We start from the raw sequence: 22,182 nt of genomic DNA on the forward strand, positions 1-22,182 counted from the left end.
GCTGTTATCCATAAAGTATAGATAGCGGACAAAAGAGACTGAGGAGAAGAGGGTGCTAAAAAGGCCCCACTGACGTGGAGCCTTTATTGTACGCTTTTTAACGCGTGATTTCAGTCAATTCCACTTACATGGACTGAGTGAAAGTACGGGTGATAACGTCCTGCTGCTGTTCTTTAGTCAGGGAGTTAAAACGTACTGCGTAACCTGATACACGAATGGTCAGCTGAGGATATTTCTCAGGGTGTTCCATCGCGTCGAGCAGCATTTCACGGTTCATCACGTTCACGTTCAGGTGCTGACCACCTTCGATGGACGCTTCGTGGTGGAAGTAACCATCCATCAGACCCGCGAGGTTAGTTTTACGTACTTCGTCATCTTTACCCAGCGCGTTTGGCACGATAGAGAAGGTGTAAGAGATACCATCTTTCGCGTAAGCAAACGGCAGTTTAGCAACGGAGGTCAGAGAGGCAACCGCACCTTTCTGGTCACGACCGTGCATTGGGTTAGCACCTGGGCCGAATGGCGCGCCAGCACGACGACCGTCTGGGGTGTTACCGGTTTTCTTACCATACACAACGTTAGAGGTGATGGTCAGAACAGACTGAGTCGGGATAGCGTTACGGTAGGTAGTGAGTTTCTGAATTTTCTTCATGAAACGTTCTACCAGGTCAACTGCCATGTCATCCACGCGAGCGTCGTTGTTACCAAACTGCGGGTATTCGCCTTCGATTTCGAAGTCGATAGCCAGACCGTCTTCGTCACGAATTGGTTTAACTTTCGCATATTTGATTGCAGACAGGGAGTCAGCCGCAACGGACAGGCCTGCGATACCACACGCCATGGTACGAACCACGTCACGGTCGTGCAGCGCCATCAGAGAGGCTTCGTAGCTGTACTTGTCGTGCATGTAGTGGATAACGTTCAGCGCAGTCACGTACTGCTTAGCCAGCCAGTCCATGAAGTGGTCCATGCGCTCCATGACTTCGTCATAGTTCAGCACGTCGCCTTTGATAGGTTCAGACTTAGGACCAACCTGCATTTTCAGTTTTTCATCAACGCCGCCGTTGATTGCGTACAGCATGGTTTTCGCCAGGTTTGCACGCGCACCGAAGAACTGCATTTGCTTACCAACAACCATTGGGCTTACGCAGCACGCGATAGCGTAGTCATCGTTGTTGAAGTCCGGACGCATCAGGTCATCGTTCTCGTATTGCAGAGAAGAGGTGTCGATGGACACTTTAGCGGCGAATTTCTTGAAGTTCAGAGGCAGTTTTTCAGACCACAGAACGGTGATGTTCGGCTCCGGAGAAGGACCCATGGTGTACAGGGTGTTCAGGAAGCGGAAGCTGTTTTTGGTTACCAGAGTACGGCCATCTACGCCCATACCGCCGATAGATTCGGTTGCCCAGATTGGGTCACCAGAGAACAGCTCATCATATTCTGGAGTACGCAGGAAGCGAACCATACGCAGTTTCATGACCAGGTGGTCAATCATTTCCTGAGCGTCTTGCTCGGTGATTTTACCTGCTTTCAGGTCACGTTCGATGTACGCATCCAGGAAGGTGGATACGCGGCCGAAGGACATTGCTGCACCGTTCTGTGACTTAACAGCGGCCAGGTAGCCGAAGTAGGTCCACTGGATAGCTTCCTGAGCGTTGGTTGCAGGACCAGAGATATCGCAGCCGTATTTAGCCGCCATCTCTTTGATCTGACCCAGCGCACGGTGCTGTTCAGCAATCTCTTCACGCAGACGGATAGTCGCTTCCAGGTTTACGCCGTTTTCCAGGTCAGACTGGAGAGAAACGAACTGCGCGTATTTGTCTTTCATCAGGAAGTCGATACCGTACAGCGCAACGCGACGGTAGTCACCGATGATACGGCCACGGCCATAGGCATCTGGCAGACCGGTCAGAACGCCAGATTTACGGCAGTTCAGAATGTCTTTGGTGTAAACATCGAATACGCCCTGGTTATGGGTTTTACGGTATTCGGTGAAGATTTTTTTCAGCATTGGGTCCAGCTCGCGGTTATACGCTTTGCAGGAACCTTCAACCATTTTAATGCCACCGAACGGGATGATTGCGCGTTTCAGTGGTGCTTCAGTCTGGAGACCAACGATTTTCTCAAGGGCTTTGTTGATGTAGCCAGCATCGTGAGAAGTGATGGTGGAAGCAACGGAGGTGTCAAAATCAACTGGCGCGTGAGTGCGGTTTTCCAGTTTAACGCCTTCCATTACGCTGTCCCACAGCTTGGTGGTTGCGTCAGTTGCACCAGCCAGGAAGGATTCGTCACCTTCATACGGGGTATAGTTTTTCTGAATAAAGTCACGGACGTTGACTTCATTCTGCCAGTCACCTTTCGTAAAACCTTCCCAGGCTGTGGCTAACTTTTCATTAAGCTCGGACATGTAACACCTACCTTCTTAAGTGGATTTTTTATTTACTGCCTGAGACAACCATTAATGATGATCGCCGCCACGCAGGTAAATGACCCAGTATGTCAACCCAACTAACAGACCCCCACCGATAATGTTCCCGATAGTGACGGGGATCAGGTTATCAGTAATGAAATTCATAATAGTCAGGTGTGAAAAACTTTCCGGGGTTGATTCAACAGCAGTCCAGAACTCCGGGCTTGCAAAGTTGCGGATAACAATCCCCATCGGGATCATGAACATATTCGCAATACTGTGCTCAAAGCCGCTGGCAACAAACATCGCAACCGGCAGAACCATAATCATGGCTTTATCCATCAGGCTACGACCAGAGTAGCTCATCCAGACCGCCAGGCAGACCATCAGGTTTGCAAGGATGCCGAGAGCAACAGCTTCGATAAATGTATGGTGCATTTTGTGGTCAGCGGTTTGCAGGACGTTAAGCCCCCAGCCGCCGTTGGCGGTCATGTACTCGCCAGAGAGCCACATCAACAGGACAAAGAGCAGACAGCCAATCAGGTTACCAACGTAGACGTTGAGCCAGTTGCGCCCCAGTTGACCCCAGGTAATTCTTCCGCTGGCTTTTGCCACAACAATCAACACCGTTGAGGTGAAGAGGTCGGCACCGCAGATGACGCAAAGAATCAGACCCAGTGAGAAGCAAATACCACCAATCAGTTTCGCTATGCCGAAAGGCATCCCGGCCGTGCCGGTGGTGGCTGTGATATAGAAGACGAAAGCGATGGAGATGAACACACCAGCCGTGATGGCCAGAAAGAACGTCGTCATCGGATGTTTCGTTGCTTTGTAGACACCCGCTTCTTCGGCAACTTTCGCCATCGCAGCGGGGAGTAATAGATCAAAAGGGTTGTCAGCTTTCACACTAACTCTCTCTTTATTAAGTCGGCGACGAGATACTAACAAAGCATTATAGAAGAGAAATTGATATAGATCATATCTCGCCTGGCTTATAGGCCCGCAGTGTGTATGGTTTTACAGCAAAAGCGGAGTAAGTATTTGATTATCCGTATAAAAATAAATTTTAAAAGTTATGAAAAGAGTTGAATTTTTTCCTTCAGCCTCCCTTAAAACAGTTAATTAAAATGGAGTATTTATTATAATTAGTAACAGTAAAGCACAGGTAAGTATTTTTATATTTACCCATGGTTAACTTAACTATTACATTTAAATGTCATTGCCTAAAAATAAAAAAAAAGGGGCAATGAAATTGCCCCGTAATATAGCTCAGGCGGTTGAATACGCCTACTGCCATTAATGTTATATGCGCTTATTCTGACCAGTAAGCGGCTTTAGCCTTCTGCAATTTTTCATACGCATTCAGCAGCGACTGATGCGCCGGGAAGGCTTTCAGATCGCTGTCAACCGCTTGCAGGCCATAGAACGGCTCTTCACCGCTCAGTGCCGCGCTGGCAGCTTCAACAGCATCTGCACCGTACATGCGAACAAAGGCGTTCAGATACTGCAATGGCTCGCGCTCGTCTTCCTGAGAAAGCAGAAGCAGCGTTTGCAGGCAACGGTAATAGTTAGTGCGCTCGGCGGAGAAGACGGACTGGTTAAACTCCATCGTCCACTCGGTCCAGGCTAAAGCCTGATCCAGATCGCCGCCCGCCAGTGCCAGCATCGCTTTCAGTTCGCCGATGCGCAGCGTGTACCAGCCGTTATCTTTTCCGGTTGCCAGACCCAGCAGCTCACGTACGCGGGTGAAATCATCGTGACCTTCGTCGTCCAGCTGGGCGATCAGGTTCAGATAATCTTCCTTTTCCCACTCGCTGCCCGGCAGGGCCAGCAGGGTTTCACGCAGATGTGCGCCCATGCTGTTGTTCGCCAGCCACAGATCTTCTGCTGGATAAATGTCGGACATGCCCGGTACAATGATACGGCACGCGTAAACGCCAAGGTGTTCATAGTCGGCAATATAGACTTCCTGATCCTCCGCGTTGAAGATCGCCATCAGCGTGGCGAACTCTTCTTCCGTCGTACCGGCAAAGCTCCAGTCCACGAACGGATAGTCCGCGTCCTGCTTGAACATATCCCAGGAGATCAAACCGCTGGAGTCGATGAAGTGCGTTTCGAGGTTGGTGTGCTCGGCGACCTCCTCATCATCAAAGGTCGGCGGCGTAAACACGTCGAGGTCTTTCAGGCTACGACCTTGCAGCAGTTCGGTCACGGTACGCTCCAGCGCCACGCCGAAGTCAGGGTGCGCGCCGAAGGAGGCGAAGCAGGTGCCGTTGGCCGGGTTGAACAGCACTACGCAGATAACCGGATATTTGCCGCCCAGAGAACCGTCGTAGGCAAAGATTGGGAAACCTTCCGCTTCCAGTTTGGCGATGGATTCCACCACGCCCGGGTAGCGGGCCAGCACGTCAGCCGGGATCTCCGGCAGGCTGATGGATTCGGCAATAATGCGGTTTTTGATGTGACGTTCGAAAACTTCAGACAGCCCCTGCACGCGCGCTTCGTTGCGGGTGTTACCGGCGGACATGCCGTTAGACACGTACAGGTTGCCAACGATATTCATCGGAATATAGACGGTCTGCTCATCAGACTGGCGGGTGAACGGCAGGGCGCAGATCCCACGTTCCTCATTGCCGGATTGCAGGTCGATCAGCATGCTGGCGGTCAGTTCGTTTTCCGGATCGTAGAACGCACGCAGACGCGCATCCAGAATACCTTCCGGCAGTTCATCGTCCTCGGTCAGCGGGAACCATTTTTCATTCGGGTAGTGAACGAACGGACCGTTGGCGATGGTGTCGCCCAGCCAGAAGTCGGCGAAGAAGTAGTTGGTCGACAGACGTTCAAAATACTCACCCAGCGCAGAGGCCAGCGCCGCTTTTTTGGTTGCGCCTTTACCGTTGGTAAAGCACAGCGCACAGTCTTTGTCGCGAATATGCACGGACCAGACGTGGGGCACCGGATTCAGCCAGGAGGCTTCTTCGATATTAAAGCCCAGGTCGGTCAGTTTCTGCTGGAAGCGAGCGATGGAATCTTCCAGAGCGGCGTCTTTGCCGGGGATAAACGTTTGAGTCATGGCGTTCACTTTTATCGTACGTAAAGCGCGCAATGATACGGGTTTTGCGTGACGGGTGCTATCTCCGGCGAAAATAAATGGCTGGGCTATGCTTATAAGCAGTAACCTACTGTTAAGGCATAGAAAAATGAAAGCATTTGATCTCCAGCGGATGGCGTTTGATAAAGTTCCCCCCGAGTTTTTAGGTGAAGTGGCGCTGCGCAGCTTCTACACCTTTGTTCTCGTCTTCCTGTTTCTGAAAATCACCGGACGCCGCGGCGTCCGGCAGATGTCGTTGTTTGAGGTGCTGATCATCCTGACGCTGGGGTCAGCGGCGGGGGACGTTGCCTTTTATGACGATGTGCCTATGGTGCCGGTCTTTGTCGTCTTCGTGACGCTCGCGCTGCTCTACCGGCTGGTCATGTGGCTGATGTCGAAAAGCGAAAAGCTGGAAGATCTGTTCGAAGGGAAGCCGGTGGTGATTGTCGAAGATGGTCAACTGGCCTGGGAGAACGTGCAACGCGCCAATATGACGGAGTTTGAGTTCTTTATGGAGCTTCGCATCAGCAGCGTTGAACAGCTGGGGCAGGTGCGTCTGGCGATTATGGAAACGAACGGTCAAATCAGCATTTATTACTATCCCGACGATGAGGTCAGGCCCGGGCTGTGCATCCTGCCGGATATGCTTATCGAGCGATACAAAACCGTACCTGAGGCGGGCGAGTATGCCTGCATAAAATGTAGCCACGTGGTGGGCATGCAGGCGGGCGATCATCAATTATGTCCTCGCTGTACGAATCCAGAATGGACGAAGGTTAGCCGGGCTAAGCGCATTACCTGACAGCGATTTTGTCGGTTTTGTGACAACGGTACGGCAGATTGTTTTGTGTGACGAGGGGCACATTTCTCCGGCCATAAGTTTTAGACATTGCGGCGCGTGTCACTGAATGATAAAACCGATATCCACAGTTATAACTTATGGCTTTTAGCGTGGTGAGGGGAAATGGCTCAAGTCTTTAATTTCAGTTCAGGTCCGGCAATGTTACCGGCAGACGTGCTTAAACAGGCTCAACAGGAACTTTGTGACTGGAACGGTCTGGGTACGTCGGTGATGGAAATCAGCCACCGGGGTAAAGCGTTTATTCAGGTGGCGGAAGAGGCAGAAAAGGATTTTCGCGATCTGCTGAACATTCCCTCGAACTACAAAGTATTGTTCTGTCACGGCGGTGGACGCGGCCAGTTTGCGGGTATCCCGCTTAATCTGCTGGGCGACAAAACCACCGCTGATTACGTCGATGCCGGCTACTGGGCAGCCAGTGCGGTAAAAGAAGCGCACAAATACTGCACGCCGAATGTCATCGATGCCAAAATCACCGTCGACGGCCTGCGCGCCGTGAAGCCGATGAGCGAGTGGCAGCTGTCTGACAACGCCGCGTATCTCCACTACTGCCCGAACGAAACCATCGACGGCATCGCCATTCACGAAGAGCCAGACTTTGGCGACAATGTCATTGTGACGGCGGACCTCTCTTCAACCATTCTGTCCACCCCGCTGGACGTCAGCCGCTACGGCGTCATTTACGCAGGTGCTCAGAAAAACATCGGTCCTGCGGGGCTGACAATTGTCATCGTCCGTGAAGACCTGCTGGGGAAAGCCCATAAGTCCTGCCCGTCAATCCTGGATTACACCGTCCTGAATGACAACGACTCCATGTTCAACACCCCACCTACGTTTGCCTGGTATCTCTCCGGCCTGGTCTTCAAATGGCTGAAGCAAAACGGCGGCGTGGCGCAGATGGACAAGATCAATCAGCAGAAAGCCGAACTGCTGTACGGCACGATCGACAAGAGCGATTTCTACCGTAACGATGTGGCGAAAGCTAACCGTTCGCGCATGAACGTACCGTTCCAGCTGGCAGACAGCAGCCTGGACAGCGTATTCCTGGAAGAGTCGTTCGCGGCGGGTCTGCACGCGCTGAAAGGCCATCGCGTGGTTGGCGGGATGCGTGCCTCTATCTATAACGCCATGCCGCTGGAAGGCGTTAAAGCCCTGACCGATTTCATGATCGACTTCGAACGTCGTCACGGTTAACGGGCTGGTTTTCACCCCCGCAGCGTTGCTGCGGGGTTTTTATTATGTTGAGTTGAGAGTTGAGTTTCATGGAATCCCTGACGTTACAACCTATCGCGCGGGTAGATGGCACCATTAATCTGCCTGGTTCAAAAAGTGTCTCGAACCGCGCTCTGCTGCTGGCGGCTCTGGCACACGGCACCACCGTCCTCACCAACCTGCTGGACAGCGATGACGTGCGCCATATGCTCAATGCGCTGAAAGCGTTGGGAGTTCATTATACGCTGTCCGACGATCGTACCCGTTGTGAAGTCACCGGTAACGGCGGCGCGTTACGTTCTGCTGAAGCGCTGGAGCTTTTCCTGGGTAACGCCGGTACGGCAATGCGTCCTCTGGCCGCAGCGCTGTGTCTGGGGAACAACAATATTGTGCTGACCGGTGAGCCGCGAATGAAAGAGCGCCCGATCGGCCATCTGGTGGATGCCCTGCGTCAGGGCGGCGCGCAGATTGATTATCTTGAGCAGGAAAATTACCCGCCACTGCGTCTGCGCGGTGGATTTACCGGGGGTAACGTTGAGGTGGACGGTAGCGTCTCCAGTCAGTTCCTGACCGCGCTGCTGATGACCGCACCGCTGGCCCCACAGGATACCGTTATCAGCATTAAAGGCGACCTGGTCTCTAAGCCGTACATTGATATCACCCTGCACCTGATGAATACCTTCGGCGTTGAGGTGGAAAACCAGTCTTACCAGCGCTTCGTGGTTCGCGGTGGGCAGCAGTATCAGTCTCCGGGCCAGTATCTTGTCGAAGGCGACGCGTCATCGGCCTCTTACTTCCTGGCCGCGGGCGCGATCAAGGGCGGTACCGTCAAAGTGACCGGGATTGGCCGCAACAGCGTGCAGGGCGATATCCGTTTTGCCGACGTACTGGAAAAAATGGGCGCGGTGGTGACCTGGGGCGATGACTTCATCGCCTGTACCCACGGTGAGCTGAACGCCATCGATATGGACATGAACCACATTCCTGATGCGGCGATGACGATTGCCACCGCTGCGCTGTTTGCGAAAGGCACCACCACGCTGCGGAACATTTACAACTGGCGCGTAAAAGAGACGGACCGCCTGTTCGCAATGGCAACCGAGCTGCGTAAAGTGGGGGCGGAGGTCGAAGAGGGCGAAGACTACATTCGCGTTACCCCTCCGGCAAAACTGCAATTTGCCGAAATTGGCACCTACAACGATCACCGCATGGCGATGTGTTTCTCGCTGGTGGCGCTGTCAGATACGCCGGTCACTATCCTCGATCCGAAATGTACGGCAAAGACCTTCCCGGACTACTTCGAGCAGCTGGCGCGCATTAGCACCCTGGCCTGATGATCTTATGCCGCATCACCCGATGCGGCATTTCCTTACGCTTTCTGACAGTCATCTTCTTTCATTTCTTCTACACTCTGCTTCAATCATTTCGGAATTTGCACGCAAAGTTAACAGTTGCGCACGTTGGCGCGTATAATGCGCGGCGTTCATGTTAACGGTATGCCTTAATTAAGGAGAAAAAGATGACGGCAATTGCCCCGGTAATCACCATTGATGGGCCGAGTGGCGCAGGGAAAGGTACTCTGTGCAAAGCGATGGCGGAAGCATTGCAATGGCATCTTTTAGATTCGGGAGCAATCTATCGCGTGCTGGCGCTGGCTGCGCTGCATCATCATGTGGATGTTGCGTCCGAGGAAGCGCTGGTACCGCTGGCTGCGCATCTGGATGTGCGCTTTGTCTCTACTGATGGCAACCTTGAAGTGATCCTGGAAGGGGAAGATGTCAGCGGTGAAATCCGCACGCAGGAAGTGGCCAATGCGGCTTCTCAGGTGGCGGCTTTCCCTCGCGTTCGCGAGGCGCTGTTACGTCGCCAGCGCGGTTTTCGCGAAGCGCCGGGGCTGATCGCCGACGGCCGCGACATGGGTACCGTGGTATTCCCTGATGCGCCAGTGAAAATTTTCCTTGACGCCTCTTCGGAAGAACGTGCTCAACGCCGTATGCTTCAGTTGCAGGAAAAGGGGTTTAGTGTTAACTTTGATCGCCTTTTATCCGAGATAAAAGAGCGCGATGACCGCGATCGTAACCGCGCCGTCGCACCGCTTGTTCCCGCAGAAGATGCATTAGTGCTGGATTCTACCAGTTTAACTATTGAGCAAGTGATTGAAAAAGCGCTACAATATGCGCGCCAAAAACTGGCACTCGCGTAATCGCGACCGATTTAGCAGTACCCCCGCTGCAATGGATTGACGGCGGGTATGTGAAACAACCCCATCCGGCACGGAGCCAGGTGGACGTTAATATTAACCTGAAGATTAAACATGACTGAATCTTTTGCTCAACTGTTTGAAGAATCCTTAAAAGAAATCGAAACCCGTCCGGGTTCCATCGTTCGTGGTGTTGTTGTTGCTATCGACAAAGACGTAGTACTGGTTGACGCCGGTCTGAAATCTGAGTCTGCCATCCCGGCTGAGCAGTTCAAAAACGCCCAGGGCGAGCTGGAAATCCAGGTAGGTGACGAAGTTGACGTTGCTCTGGACGCAGTAGAAGACGGCTTCGGCGAAACCCTGCTGTCTCGTGAGAAAGCTAAACGTCACGAAGCATGGATCACGCTGGAGAAAGCTTACGAAGAAGCTGAAACTGTGGTCGGTGTTATCAACGGCAAAGTTAAAGGTGGCTTCACTGTTGAGCTGAATGGTATTCGTGCGTTCCTGCCAGGTTCACTGGTAGACGTTCGTCCAGTCCGTGACACCCTGCACCTCGAAGGCAAAGAGCTTGAGTTCAAAGTAATCAAGCTGGACCAGAAGCGTAACAACGTTGTTGTTTCCCGTCGTGCCGTTATCGAATCCGAAAACAGCGCAGAACGCGATCAGCTGCTGGAAAACCTGCAGGAAGGCATGGAAGTCAAAGGTATCGTTAAGAACCTCACTGACTACGGCGCATTCGTTGACCTGGGCGGCGTTGATGGCCTGCTGCACATCACCGACATGGCGTGGAAACGCGTTAAGCACCCAAGCGAAATCGTGAACGTGGGCGACGAAATCACTGTTAAAGTGCTGAAGTTCGACCGCGAGCGTACTCGTGTATCCCTCGGCCTGAAACAGCTGGGCGAAGATCCATGGGTAGCTATCGCTAAGCGTTACCCAGAAGGGACTAAACTGACTGGTCGCGTGACCAACCTGACTGACTACGGCTGCTTCGTTGAAATCGAAGAAGGCGTTGAAGGTCTGGTGCACGTTTCCGAAATGGACTGGACCAACAAAAACATCCACCCATCCAAAGTTGTTAACGTTGGTGATGTAGTGGAAGTGATGGTTCTGGATATCGACGAAGAACGTCGTCGTATCTCCCTGGGCCTGAAGCAGTGCAAAAACAACCCATGGCAGCAGTTCGCGGAAACCCACAACAAGGGCGACCGTGTTGAAGGTAAAATCAAGTCTATCACTGACTTCGGTATCTTCATCGGCCTGGACGGCGGCATCGATGGCCTGGTTCACCTGTCTGACATCTCCTGGAACGTTGCAGGCGAAGAAGCAGTTCGTGAATACAAAAAAGGCGACGAAATCGCAGCAGTTGTTCTGCAAGTTGACGCAGAGCGTGAGCGTATCTCCCTGGGCGTTAAACAGCTCGCAGAAGATCCGTTCAACAACTGGGTTGCACTGAACAAGAAAGGCGCAATCGTAAACGGTAAAGTGACTGCTGTTGACGCTAAAGGCGCAACCGTAGAACTGGCTGACGGCGTTGAAGGTTACCTGCGCGCTTCCGAAGCTTCACGTGACCGCGTTGAAGATGCAACTCTGGTTCTGAGCGTTGGCGACGACGTTGAAGCTAAGTTCACCGGTGTTGACCGTAAGAACCGTGCAATCAGCCTGTCTGTTCGTGCTAAAGACGAAGCTGATGAGAAAGATGCAATCGCAACTGTTAACAAACAGGAAGATGCAAACTTCTCTAACAACGCAATGGCTGAAGCTTTCAAAGCAGCTAAAGGCGAGTAAGTTCAGGTTCGCACCATCATTTGAGCTGTAACGCATTTACAGCGCGAAGGATGGAGAGCAGACTTGACAGATTGCAGGATTCGTCCTGTAATCAATAACAAAGGGCGGCTACGGCCGCCCTTGTTTAATGAGCTGTTCAGCTAATTGGTTTGAAAGGAACCGGAGGAATCATGACCAAGTCAGAATTGATTGAAAGACTTGCCAGTCAGCAACCGCATATCCCTGCTAAGGCTGTGGAAGATGCCGTTAAAGAGATGCTGGAGCATATGGCTACCACTCTTGCCCAGGGCGAGCGCATTGAAATCCGCGGTTTCGGTAGTTTTTCTCTGCACTATCGTGCACCACGTACCGGGCGTAACCCGAAGACTGGCGATAAAGTGGAGCTGGAAGGAAAGTATGTTCCGCACTTTAAGCCGGGTAAAGAGCTGCGCGATCGCGCCAATATTTACGGCAACTGAGTTTAATCATCAGGATTAAACTGAGTTTAAAGAAAGCACCTTAGGGTGCTTTTTTTGTCTCTCGCCTCTGCGTTTCTGAATACGCGCCGCATTCTCAGCTTGTCTTTTCTGCAAGTACTTAAAAACGTTGCAGCGCTCGCTGTAAATCACGCCTTTTCTGTCTGACGACGCGCCAGCCCCGCCGCATAATCACCTGAAACATGGAGGTGAAAATGGGGATCCACGTCATCAGTATCTGCGCCATTCTGGCCATAATCCCGCTCTATTGGTTACCCGTTTTGCCCGATTTGCAGACTGTCTGGATGCTGATTGCAGCAGGAATTGCGTTATCGCTGCGGCAAAAAAAGTGGCTTACGTTTTCAGGCCTCGCAGTGCTCTTTTTGTGCTGGGGATTTCTGGCCGCTCAGGAGAGCGTGTGGCCGATGAACCATTTAACGAAAGGCCCGCAGCAGGCCGAGGTAGTCATTACCGCAACGGACGGCGCAACGATGCATCAGGGAAAGATTGTCAGCCTCAATGGCGAACACGTGTGGGCTAACATGGGCGTGGCGCTGTATGGCAACTACCTGCCGCAAAACGTCTGCGTCGGCCAACGCTGGGCGATGACCCTGCGGCTCAGGGCAGTACACGGAGAGCTCAACGATGGCGGCTATGATTCGCAGAAAAATGCCTTCGCCCGACACCAGACGCTGAGCGGACGGTTTACCCATGCGGCGATCGTTGACGAACGCTGTAGCCTGCGTTCGCAATACCTGACGTCGCTACAGAATACGCTTTCCGCATATCATTGGGGGCCCGTGATCCTGGGGCTGGGGATGGGAGAGCGCCTGTCTGTCTCGCGGGAGATAAAAGACCTGATGCGTGAGACCGGAACGATGCATCTCATGGCCATTTCGGGACTGCATATTGCGCTGGCAGCTTCTGCTGTCTGGCTACTGGCTCGGGGCATCCAGTTTTTCCTGCCGGGCCGCTGGATTATCTGGCAAATGCCTCTGCTGGCAGGTCTGCTTTTTGCTGCGTTTTACGCGTGGCTTACGGGATTGCAGCCGCCTGCGCTGCGCACGGTTATCGCGCTTGTGGTGCTGGCCGCATTAAAAATGAGCGGTCGCCAGTGGTCGCCCTGGCAGGTCTGGCTTACCTGCGTGGCGGCGATCCTGATTTTCGATCCTCTGGCGGTGCTGTCACAAAGCCTGGCGTTATCCGCGTTTGCGGTCGCCGCGCTTATTTTTTGGTATCAGTGGTTGCCTCTTCCATCCTGGCAACGGAGTCGGGGCCTGCGGCCACTGGCGACGCTAGTGTATTTGCAGGTCGGAATGCTGCTGCTTCTGTTGCCGCTTCAGGTCCTGATTTTCCATGGTTTCAGTGTATCCTCGCTGGTGGCGAACCTGTTTGCCGTTCCTCTGGTCACCTTTATTTCAGTTCCTCTTATCCTGCTCGGCATGTTTCTGCATCTGTTTCCGGTCGCTGCGCTGGAAAGTATCGTCTGGCTGGCTGCGGATAAATCTCTGGCAGGGCTTTTTTGGCTGTTGATGCGTTTACCGAATGGCTGGCAGGACGTTGACGAGCGCTGGCAATACCTGACGTTACTGCCGTGGCTACTGATTATTGGCTGGCGATTCAGGGCTTTCAGCGCAGTTCCCGCCGTCTGTCTGGCAGGCAGCGTGGTGCTGGCATTTCCACTCTGGCACAGGGATAAAACCGATAGCTGGTCACTGCATATGCTTGATGTAGGGCAGGGGCTGGCGATGGTCATTGAGCGTCACGGTAAGGCCATTCTGTATGACACCGGGCTGGCGTGGCCCGGTGGGGACAGCGCGCAACAGCTGATTATCCCCTGGCTACGCTGGCACCATCTGAGCCCGGAAGGGGTGATCCTCAGCCATGAACACCTCGATCACGCGGGGGGACTGGCATCGCTAAAAACCGCCTGGCCCGCAATGTGGATCAGGAGCCCTTTGGCCTGGGCCGGGCATCTTCCCTGCTTTCGTGGGCAGCGATGGCAGTGGCAGGGGCTAACGTTCACCGCGCACTGGCCGCCAGAAAACACCGCTGCGAAGGGTAACAACCGCTCCTGCGTGGTAAAAATTGATGACGGCGAACAGAGTGTTTTACTGACCGGAGATATTGAAGCGCAGGCAGAGCTGGGAATGCTGAGCCACCGCTGGCGTCAACTTGCGTCTACACTGATTCAGGTGCCGCATCATGGAAGTAATACGTCATCCTCAACGCCGCTGCTACAGCGCGTTGAGGGGCAGGTTTCGCTGGCCTCAATGGCCCGCTATAACGCATGGCGTTTCCCTTCCAAAAAAGTGGTTCGGCGCTATCGAACTGAGGGATATCAGTGGCTTGATACCCCTCAGTCAGGGCAGATATCTGTGACGTTTTCACACCATAGTCGGCACATTCGCCGCTTACGCGAACACTATTTACCGCGTTGGTATCATCAGTGGTTTGGCGCGCCCGTAGATAACGGGTAGAATATGCGGCTATTTCAACAAATGCTGGTTTTTTGAATGCATAACGACAAAGATCTCTCCACGTGGCAAACGTTCCGCCGGCTCTGGCCGATGATTGCTCCTTTCAAAGCAGGCTTGATCGTGGCGGGCGTAGCGTTAATCCTCAACGCAGCCAGCGATACGTTTATGTTATCGCTCCTCAAACCGTTACTGGATGACGGTTTTGGTAAAACGGATCGTTCAGTGCTGCTATGGATGCCGCTGGTGGTTATTGGGCTGATGATCTTACGCGGAATCTCCAGCTATGTATCCAGCTACTGCATCTCCTGGGTATCCGGTAAAGTGGTGATGACCATGCGCCGCCGGCTGTTCAGCCATATGATGGGGATGCCCGTCTCTTTCTTTGACAAACAGTCAACCGGTACGCTGCTGTCACGTATTACCTACGATTCAGAGCAGGTGGCATCATCGTCGTCCAGCGCACTGATTACCGTTGTGCGTGAGGGGGCATCCATCATCGGTCTGTTTGCGATGATGTTCTATTACAGCTGGCAGCTGTCGCTCATCCTTATTGTGCTGGCGCCGATTGTCTCCATCGCTATCCGCGTGGTGTCCAAGCGTTTTCGAAACATCAGTAAAAATATGCAGAATACGATGGGGCAGGTTACTACCAGCGCCGAGCAGATGCTGAAAGGCCATAAAGAAGTGTTGATTTTCGGCGGTCAGGGAGTCGAAACCAAACGCTTTGACAAGGTCAGCAACAGAATGCGTCTGCAAGGGATGAAAATGGTATCGGCCTCGTCGATTTCCGATCCGATCATTCAGCTGATTGCCTCTCTGGCACTGGCCTTTGTCCTGTATGCCGCAAGCTTCCCGAGCGTCATGGAGACCCTGACTGCGGGTACCATTACCGTGGTGTTCTCATCCATGATTGCGCTGATGCGTCCGCTGAAATCGCTGACCAACGTCAACGCCCAGTTCCAGCGCGGGATGGCAGCCTGCCAGACGCTGTTCAGCATCCTCGATTCCGAACAGGAAAAAGATGAAGGTACACGCGTGATCGAACGTGCTAAAGGCGACCTGGAGTTCCGTAACGTCACCTTTACCTATCCAGGCCGCGAAGTGCCGGCACTGCGTGATATCAGCCTGTCCATTCCGGCGGGTAAAACCGTTGCGCTGGTGGGGCGTTCCGGTTCGGGCAAGTCGACCATTGCCAGCCTGATTACCCGTTTCTACGACATCGACCAGGGCGAGATCCTGCTGGATGGTCACGACCTGCGGGAATATACCCTACAGTCGCTGCGTAACCAGGTCGCGCTGGTATCGCAGAACGTGCATCTGTTCAACGATACGGTAGCAAACAACATTGCGTATGCCCGTACCGAAGAGTACAGCCGTGAAGAGATTGAAAACGCGGCGCGCATGGCCTATGCAATGGACTTCATTAACAAAATGGATAATGGTCTGGATACGATCATTGGCGAAAACGGCGTGCTGCTCTCCGGTGGTCAGCGTCAACGTATCGCGATTGCCCGTGCGCTGCTGCGCAACAGCCCGATTCTGATCCTGGATGAAGCGACATCCGCACTGGATACGGAATCTGAACGCGCTATCCAGTCGGCTCTGGATGAATTGCAGAAAAACCGTACTTCGCTGGTTATCGCGCACCGTCTGTCGACAATCGAACAGGCTGACGAAATCGTGGTGGTGGAAGACGGCGTTATCGTTGAACGCGGCAGCCATGCGGACCTGCTGGAACAGCGTGGTGTTTACGCGCAGCTCCATAAAATGCAGTTCGGTCAATGATTGCACGCATCTGGTCGGGTGAATCCCCCCTGTGGGTGCTGCTTCTCCCGCTCTCCTGGCTGTATGGCCTGGTGAGCGGTGCTATTCGTCTGCTTTACCGCCTCGGGATCAAGCGCGCCTGGCGCGCACCGGTACCGGTGGTGGTGGTCGGTAACCTGACAGCAGGTGGAAACGGCAAAACCCCGGTGGTGATCTGGCTGGTAGAACAGCTCCAGAAGCGCGGTATCCCCGCGGGCGTGGTCTCACGCGGTTACGGTGGCAAAGCGGCTCAGTATCCTCTGGTGCTGAGGCCGGACACGACAACCGCTGAAGCCGGTGATGAGCCGGTACTGATTTACCAGCGCACGGGTGCGCCGGTTGCGGTATCGCCGGTGCGCAGTGGTGCCGTTAAGGCACTGCTTGCGCAGCATAGCGTACAAATCATTATTACCGATGATGGCTTGCAGCATTATGCATTGGCGCGTGACAAAGAGATCGTGGTTATTGACGGCGTGCGGCGTTTTGGCAACGGCTGGTGGCTGCCAGCCGGTCCAATGCGTGAGCGTGCGTCGCGCCTGAAGACCGTTGATGCTGTGATTGTAAACGGCGGTGAAGCCAAAGCGGGCGAGATCCCGATGCATCTTCGTCCCGGACAGGCAGTGAATATGCTGACCGGCGAGCGTAAAGACGTCGCGCAGCTGGATCGTCTGGTTGCGATGGCCGGGATTGGTCATCCTCCGCGTTTTTTTGCGACGCTGGAGCAGTGTGGCGCAAGGCTTGAAAAACGGGTTCCGCTGGCCGATCACCAGGCGCTGGTGGCCGACGAGGTCGACAGGCTGGCAGCACCGGGGCAGACGCTAATCATGACGGAAAAAGACGCGGTAAAATGCCGGGCCTTTGCGAAAGAAAACTGGTGGTATCTGCCGGTTGACGCTGAACTCAGCGGTGAACAGCCGGAACATTTGCTCAGGGAACTGCTCGCGTTAGTGCAGTAACTTCAACGCGGTTCCGGTGGCGCTTTGACTGACAGGAAAACGCATGTCTCTACCGCAACTCTCACTTGCAGCCGCACGTAACCTGCATCTTGCCGCCCAGGGGCTGTTGAAAAAGCCCCGCCGTCGCGCGCAGCCAGCCGATATCCTCTCTACCGTGCAACGCATGTCGTTGCTGCAAATCGACACCATTAACATCGTGGCGCGTAGCCCGTATCTCGTCCTGTTTAGCCGCCTGGGAAACTATCCACCACAATGGCTGGATGATGCGCTGCGTCAGGGCGAACTGATGGAATACTGGGCGCATGAAGCCTGTTTTCTCCCGCGCAGCGATTTTGCGCTGGTGCGTCACCGAATGCTCGCCCCGGACAAAATGGGCTGGAAATACCGTCAGGCGTGGATGGTGGAACACGCGGCTGAAATAGAGCGGCTGATTGCCCATATTCAGGAAAATGGCCCGGTACGCTCCGCGGATTTTGAGCACCCGCGAAAAGGCGCAAGCGGATGGTGGGAGTGGAAACCGCACAAGCGCCATCTGGAAGGGCTGTTTACGTCCGGCAAAGTGATGGTGGTTGAGCGCCGCAACTTTCAGCGCGTCTATGACCTTACGCACCGCGTTATGCCGCACTGGGACGATACGCGCGATCTGCTGTCTCAGGACGCAGCCGAAGCCGTTATGCTCGAGAACAGCGCCCGCAGCCTGGGCATATTTCGCCCACAGTGGCTGGCGGACTATTATCGCCTGCGTCAGCCGCAGCTAAAACCGCTGCTGGAAACGTGGCAGCGCGAACAGCGCGTTTTGCCGGTCTCGGTAGCGTCGCTAGGTGATATGTGGCTGCATGCGGATTTGTTCCCGCTGCTGCCTCAGGCGCTTGAGGGAAAGCTACAGGCAACGCACAGCGCCGTGCTGTCGCCGTTCGATCCGGTTGTCTGGGACAGAAAGCGGGCCGGGCAGCTGTTTAATTTTAATTACCGTCTGGAATGCTACACCCCGGCACCAAAGCGTCAGTATGGTTATTTTGTTTTGCCGCTGCTGCATAAAGGCCAGCTGGTCGGGCGCATGGACGCTAAAATGCACCGTAAAACCGGCATGCTTGAAATTATCGCCCTCTGGCTTGAAGAGGGCATAAAGGTGACGGCTGGCCTGGAAAAGGGATTAACGACCGCGCTCAGTGACTTTGCGCGCTGGCAGGGGGCGCACAACATTGTACTGGGCCGCGTGCCTGCGGGGCTGTTTACGGCCTGTCGAGGTGGCTGGGAAACAGACACTCCCTGAAAAGGGAATGTGATAAGCTTTAGGGATTACCCATACGGAGGAACTATGGATCACCGTTTACTTGAAATTATTGCCTGCCCGGTGTGCAACGGCAAACTGTACTACAGCCAGGATAAACAAGAGCTGATTTGCAAACTGGACAGCCTGGCGTTCCCGCTGCGTGACGGTATTCCGGTCCTGCTGGAAAACGAAGCCCGTTCGCTGGTGGCAGAAGAGAGCAAACCATGAGTTTTGTTGTCATTATCCCTGCGCGTTATGCTTCAACGCGCCTGCCGGGTAAACCGCTGGTGGATATCAACGGTAAGCCGATGATTGTGCACGTCCTTGAACGGGCGCGCGAATCGGGTGCTGGTCGCGTTATTGTCGCTACCGATCACCCGGACGTTGCGCGTGCGGTTGAGGCCGCAGGTGGGGAAGTATGCATGACCCGTGCCGACCATCAGTCAGGCACCGAGCGCCTGGCGGAAGTCGTCGAAAAATGCGGTTTCAGCGACGAGACGGTGATTGTAAACGTGCAGGGCGATGAGCCGATGATCCCGGCGGCAATTATCCGTCAGGTGGCCGACAACCTGGCCCAGCGTCAGGTCGGCATGGCGACACTTGCGGTGCCGATTCACCACGCAGAAGAGGCGTTCAATCCGAATGCGGTGAAGGTTGTCATGGATGCCGAGGGCTACGCGCTCTATTTCTCCCGCGCCACCATTCCGTGGGATCGCGATCGTTTCGCGCAGTCGAAAGAGACGATCGGCGAAACCTTCCTGCGCCATATCGGTATTTACGGCTACCGCGCCGGCTTTATTCGTCGCTATGTCGCCTGGGCGCCAAGCCCGCTGGAGCATATCGAAATGCTCGAACAGCTTCGCGTGCTGTGGTACGGCGAGAAAATTCACGTTGCGGTAGCCCAGGAAGTCCCTGGTACCGGCGTGGATACCCCTGAAGATCTTGAGCGCGTACGCGTCGAAATGCGTTAATTCGCAGCCATCCCCTCGTTCTGAGGGGATGTTCTTCTCCCTTTTCTTTTTCATTATTGATCTCGACCGGGTGACATCCGGGTTTCGCACGCTCATTATAAAAGCAGTAGTCTTAATGGGGGTAAGCTCATATGGAACAACTGCGTGCTGAACTGAGTCATCTCCTTGGCGAAAAGCTAAGCCGGGTGGAGTGCGTAAATGAAAAGGCTGATACCGCGCTCTGGGCGTTGTATGACAGTCAGGGAAACCCCCTGCCGCTGATGGCCAGAAGTTTTAGCTCGCCGGGCGTCGCCAGACAGCTGGCCTGGAAAACGTCGATGCTGGCGCGGGAAGGAACGGTCCGTATGCCAACGGTTTACGGCGTCATGACCCATGAGGAGCATCCCGGCCCGGATGTTCTGCTGTTTGAGCGTTTACACGGGGTTTCTGTTGAAGCCCCGACGCGGACGCCGGCGCGCTGGGAGCAGCTCAAGGACCAGATTGTCGAAGCCCTGCTTGGCTGGCACCGGCACGACAGCCGCGGTCTGGTTGGCGCGGTAGACAGCACCCAGGAAAACCTCTGGCCGCTGTGGTATCGCCAGCGTGTTGAAGTGCTGTGGGGCACGCTCAACCAGTTCAACAACACCGGTTTAACGATGCAGGACAAACGCATCCTGTTCCGCACCCGGGAATGTCTGCCCGCGCTGTTTGAGGGTTTTAACGACAACTGTGTGCTGATTCATGGCAACTTCACGCTGCGCAGCATGCTAAAAGACTCGCGCAGCGATCAGCTTCTGGCGATGGTCGGACCGGGGATAATGCTCTGGGCGCCGCGCGAGTACGAGCTGTTCAGGCTGAGCGAGGGCGGGGCGGCGGAAGAGTTGCTCTGGCATTATCTTCAGCGCGCCCCCGTTGCGGAAGCCTTTCTCTGGCGGCGCTGGCTCTATCTGCTCTGGGATGAGGTGGCGCAGCTGGTCAACACCGGGCGCTTTAATCGCGCCAGTTTCGATCTTGCCGCAACGTCACTCTTGCCCTGGCTTGCCTGACGAACCCTTGAGCCACTGCCACAGGCGGCCAAGCGTCTCGTAGCCGACGCGGTCGCTGTGCATCAGCCATACCGGGGACGGGATTATCCGTTCCCACGGGTTGAGCGGGGCGTCAATGGCCAGCTGGTTTGCCGGAGCAGGAAGCGGATGCAGACCCTGCTTCTCAAAGAAAATCATTGCGCGTGGCAGGTGTGAAGCAGAGGTCACCAGCAGGAACGGCACGTCACCGATAGCCTGTTTCACCGCCGCCGCCTCTTCTTCGGTATCTTTTGGGCTATCCAGCGTGATGATATCGGAACGCGGTACGCCAAGCGATTCAGCCACTCTTGCCCCTGCTTCAGCAGTGCTGACCGGGTTGGTTTTTGCCGCAGCGCCCGTGAAGATCATCTTCGATCCCGGGTTGGCAAGCCACAGGCGGATCCCCTCGTTCAGGCGCGGCAGGCTGTTGTTGATCAGGTTTGAGCTGGGGGCCCAGTCAGGGTCCCAGGTATACCCGCCGCCCAGCACCACGATGTAGTCCACCTTCTGGTTTCCCTGCCACGTCGGGTAGGTGTTCTCTATCGGGCGTAATAAACCGTCGGCGACCGGTTGCAGGCTGAGCAACAGCAGCGCCAGCCAGCCCGCGGTGACGAGAGATTTACCGCTTTTCTGAAAGCGGCTAAACCATATCAATCCCAGCCCCAGGGCGATGACGAGCAGCAGCAGGGGAAGGGGAAGCATCATGCCTCCGATATATTTTTTTAGGGTAAAAAGCATCCTTTTTGGTTCCTTTTTTAACCATACAGCAGGTGATTGCCCGTGATATTACACCAGAGTGGTTCATTCTCCGCGCGGGTGTGACAAAATAGCGGTTTTGCAGTGAGTGGAACCCTCCCAATGCGGGATCGCAATTTTGATGACATCGCGGAAAAGTTTTCGCGCAACATTTATGGCACCACCAAAGGTCAGCTTCGTCAGACGATCCTCTGGCAGGATCTGGACAAGCTGCTGGCGGAATTCGGTGACCGACAGTTGCGCGTGCTGGATGCCGGCGGTGGGGAAGGTCAGACTGCAATTCTGATGGCGCAGCGGGGGCATCACGTCACGCTGTGCGATCTTTCTGCCGAGATGGTTGCGCGCGCCGAGCGAGCGGCAGAAGAGAAAGGTGTGAGCGACAACATGCATTTTATACATTGCGCCGCTCAGGACATTCCGCAGCATTTGGAAACGCAGGTTGATCTGATATTGTTTCATGCTGTGCTCGAATGGGTCGCCGAACCGCAGGCGATGTTAAAAACGCTGTGGTCGATGTTGCGCCCGGGCGGTGCGTTATCGCTGATGTTCTACAACGCCAACGGCCTGCTGATGCGAAACGTGCTGGTGGGCAATTTTGGCTACGTACAGCAGGGCATGTATAAAAAGAAACGACGCACGCTGTCACCGGATTTCCCCCGTGAACCGCAGCAGGTCTATGGCTGGCTGGAGGAGATCGGCTGGGAAATTACCGGCAAAACCGGCGTGAGGGTGTTTCATGATTATCTGCGTGATAAACAAAAACAGGACGACTGTTTAGACGCCTTAACAGAAATAGAGACGCGGTACTGCCGCCAGGAGCCTTACCTGAGCCTTGGTCGCTATATCCACGTCACCGCGCGCAAGCCGCAGATGCAAGGATAATCT

The 22,182-nt window shown here is 54.4% G+C and carries 18 protein-coding genes; 14 read left to right on the forward strand and 4 right to left on the reverse strand.

The window, feature by feature from the left end; translation table 11 throughout:
* Window positions 1–124 precede the first annotated feature (124 nt).
* The 3 genes from pflB to ycaO form a co-directional block, all read right to left on the reverse strand.
* The gene (gene pflB / locus DBR02_RS18235) at window positions 125–2,407 is read right to left on the reverse strand and encodes a formate C-acetyltransferase (protein WP_015570975.1); all 2,283 of its coding nucleotides are present in this window, start codon (window positions 2,405–2,407) and stop codon (window positions 125–127) included.
* Window positions 2,408–2,458: 51 nt separating this feature from the next.
* Window positions 2,459–3,316, reverse strand: coding sequence for a formate transporter FocA (gene focA / locus DBR02_RS18240; protein ID WP_107535050.1), 858 nt, complete (start codon window positions 3,314–3,316; stop codon window positions 2,459–2,461).
* A gap of 406 nt (window positions 3,317–3,722) precedes the next feature.
* Window positions 3,723–5,483: a 30S ribosomal protein S12 methylthiotransferase accessory factor YcaO gene (gene ycaO / locus DBR02_RS18245; RefSeq protein WP_107535670.1), complete on the reverse strand. Its 1,761-nt coding sequence runs from the start codon at window positions 5,481–5,483 to the stop codon at window positions 3,723–3,725.
* 127 nt (window positions 5,484–5,610) lie between these two features.
* Here ycaO and DBR02_RS18250 point away from each other — a divergent pair, with 127 nt between their 5' ends.
* From DBR02_RS18250 to DBR02_RS18310, 13 genes are all read left to right on the forward strand, one after another.
* Window positions 5,611–6,303: a DUF421 domain-containing protein gene (locus DBR02_RS18250; protein ID WP_107535051.1), complete on the forward strand. Its 693-nt coding sequence runs from the start codon at window positions 5,611–5,613 to the stop codon at window positions 6,301–6,303.
* A gap of 162 nt (window positions 6,304–6,465) precedes the next feature.
* Window positions 6,466–7,554, forward strand: a complete 1,089-nt coding sequence (serC, locus tag DBR02_RS18255) for a 3-phosphoserine/phosphohydroxythreonine transaminase (RefSeq protein WP_063866274.1) — start codon at window positions 6,466–6,468, stop codon at window positions 7,552–7,554.
* 68 nt (window positions 7,555–7,622) lie between these two features.
* Window positions 7,623–8,906 (forward strand): 3-phosphoshikimate 1-carboxyvinyltransferase, encoded by a 1,284-nt coding sequence (aroA, locus tag DBR02_RS18260; RefSeq protein ID WP_107535052.1) that lies wholly within the window; start codon window positions 7,623–7,625, stop codon window positions 8,904–8,906.
* A gap of 185 nt (window positions 8,907–9,091) precedes the next feature.
* Window positions 9,092–9,775, forward strand: coding sequence for a (d)CMP kinase (gene cmk, locus DBR02_RS18265; RefSeq protein WP_000125020.1), 684 nt, complete (start codon window positions 9,092–9,094; stop codon window positions 9,773–9,775).
* A 111-nt stretch (window positions 9,776–9,886) separates the two neighbouring features.
* Window positions 9,887–11,560, forward strand: coding sequence for a 30S ribosomal protein S1 (gene rpsA, locus DBR02_RS18270; RefSeq protein WP_003858235.1), 1,674 nt, complete (start codon window positions 9,887–9,889; stop codon window positions 11,558–11,560).
* A 170-nt stretch (window positions 11,561–11,730) separates the two neighbouring features.
* A complete protein-coding gene (gene ihfB, locus DBR02_RS18275) occupies window positions 11,731–12,018 on the forward strand; it encodes an integration host factor subunit beta (protein ID WP_003858233.1) in 288 nt (95 codons plus the stop codon).
* Between the two features lie 212 nt (window positions 12,019–12,230).
* Complete coding sequence (locus DBR02_RS18280) at window positions 12,231–14,495, forward strand: ComEC family protein (protein ID WP_107535053.1); 2,265 nt, start codon at window positions 12,231–12,233, stop codon at window positions 14,493–14,495.
* A 36-nt stretch (window positions 14,496–14,531) separates the two neighbouring features.
* Complete coding sequence (gene msbA, locus DBR02_RS18285; RefSeq protein WP_063449163.1) at window positions 14,532–16,280, forward strand: lipid A ABC transporter ATP-binding protein/permease MsbA; 1,749 nt, start codon at window positions 14,532–14,534, stop codon at window positions 16,278–16,280.
* Window positions 16,277–17,254, forward strand: coding sequence for a tetraacyldisaccharide 4'-kinase (gene lpxK / locus DBR02_RS18290; protein ID WP_107535054.1), 978 nt, complete (start codon window positions 16,277–16,279; stop codon window positions 17,252–17,254). Before msbA ends, lpxK begins: the two co-directional genes overlap by 4 nt.
* A 43-nt stretch (window positions 17,255–17,297) precedes the next feature.
* Entirely contained in the window at window positions 17,298–18,527 is a 1,230-nt protein-coding gene (locus DBR02_RS18295; protein ID WP_107535055.1) for a winged helix-turn-helix domain-containing protein, read from the forward strand.
* 45 nt (window positions 18,528–18,572) lie between these two features.
* Window positions 18,573–18,755 (forward strand): protein YcaR, encoded by a 183-nt coding sequence (gene ycaR, locus DBR02_RS18300; protein WP_006174474.1) that lies wholly within the window; start codon window positions 18,573–18,575, stop codon window positions 18,753–18,755.
* Entirely contained in the window at window positions 18,752–19,498 is a 747-nt protein-coding gene (kdsB, locus tag DBR02_RS18305; RefSeq protein ID WP_063449160.1) for a 3-deoxy-manno-octulosonate cytidylyltransferase, read from the forward strand. The genes ycaR and kdsB overlap by 4 nt, the downstream gene beginning before the upstream one ends.
* A gap of 131 nt (window positions 19,499–19,629) precedes the next feature.
* Window positions 19,630–20,523 carry a YcbJ family phosphotransferase gene (locus tag DBR02_RS18310; protein WP_107535056.1) on the forward strand — a complete coding sequence of 298 codons (894 nt, stop codon included), beginning with the start codon at window positions 19,630–19,632 and terminating at the stop codon, window positions 20,521–20,523.
* On the opposite strand, the gene elyC is transcribed toward DBR02_RS18310, so the two are convergent.
* The gene (gene elyC / locus DBR02_RS18315; protein WP_107535057.1) at window positions 20,500–21,279 is read right to left on the reverse strand and encodes an envelope biogenesis factor ElyC; all 780 of its coding nucleotides are present in this window, start codon (window positions 21,277–21,279) and stop codon (window positions 20,500–20,502) included. The genes DBR02_RS18310 and elyC overlap by 24 nt on opposite strands.
* A 120-nt stretch (window positions 21,280–21,399) precedes the next feature.
* Here elyC and cmoM point away from each other — a divergent pair, with 120 nt between their 5' ends.
* Window positions 21,400–22,179: a tRNA uridine 5-oxyacetic acid(34) methyltransferase CmoM gene (gene cmoM, locus DBR02_RS18320; protein ID WP_063449157.1), complete on the forward strand. Its 780-nt coding sequence runs from the start codon at window positions 21,400–21,402 to the stop codon at window positions 22,177–22,179.
* Window positions 22,180–22,182 lie beyond the last annotated feature (3 nt).

Origin of the sequence: Enterobacter cloacae complex sp., from assembly GCF_900322725.1 — a bacterium.
GTDB classification, from domain to species: domain Bacteria; phylum Pseudomonadota; class Gammaproteobacteria; order Enterobacterales; family Enterobacteriaceae; genus Enterobacter; species Enterobacter quasihormaechei.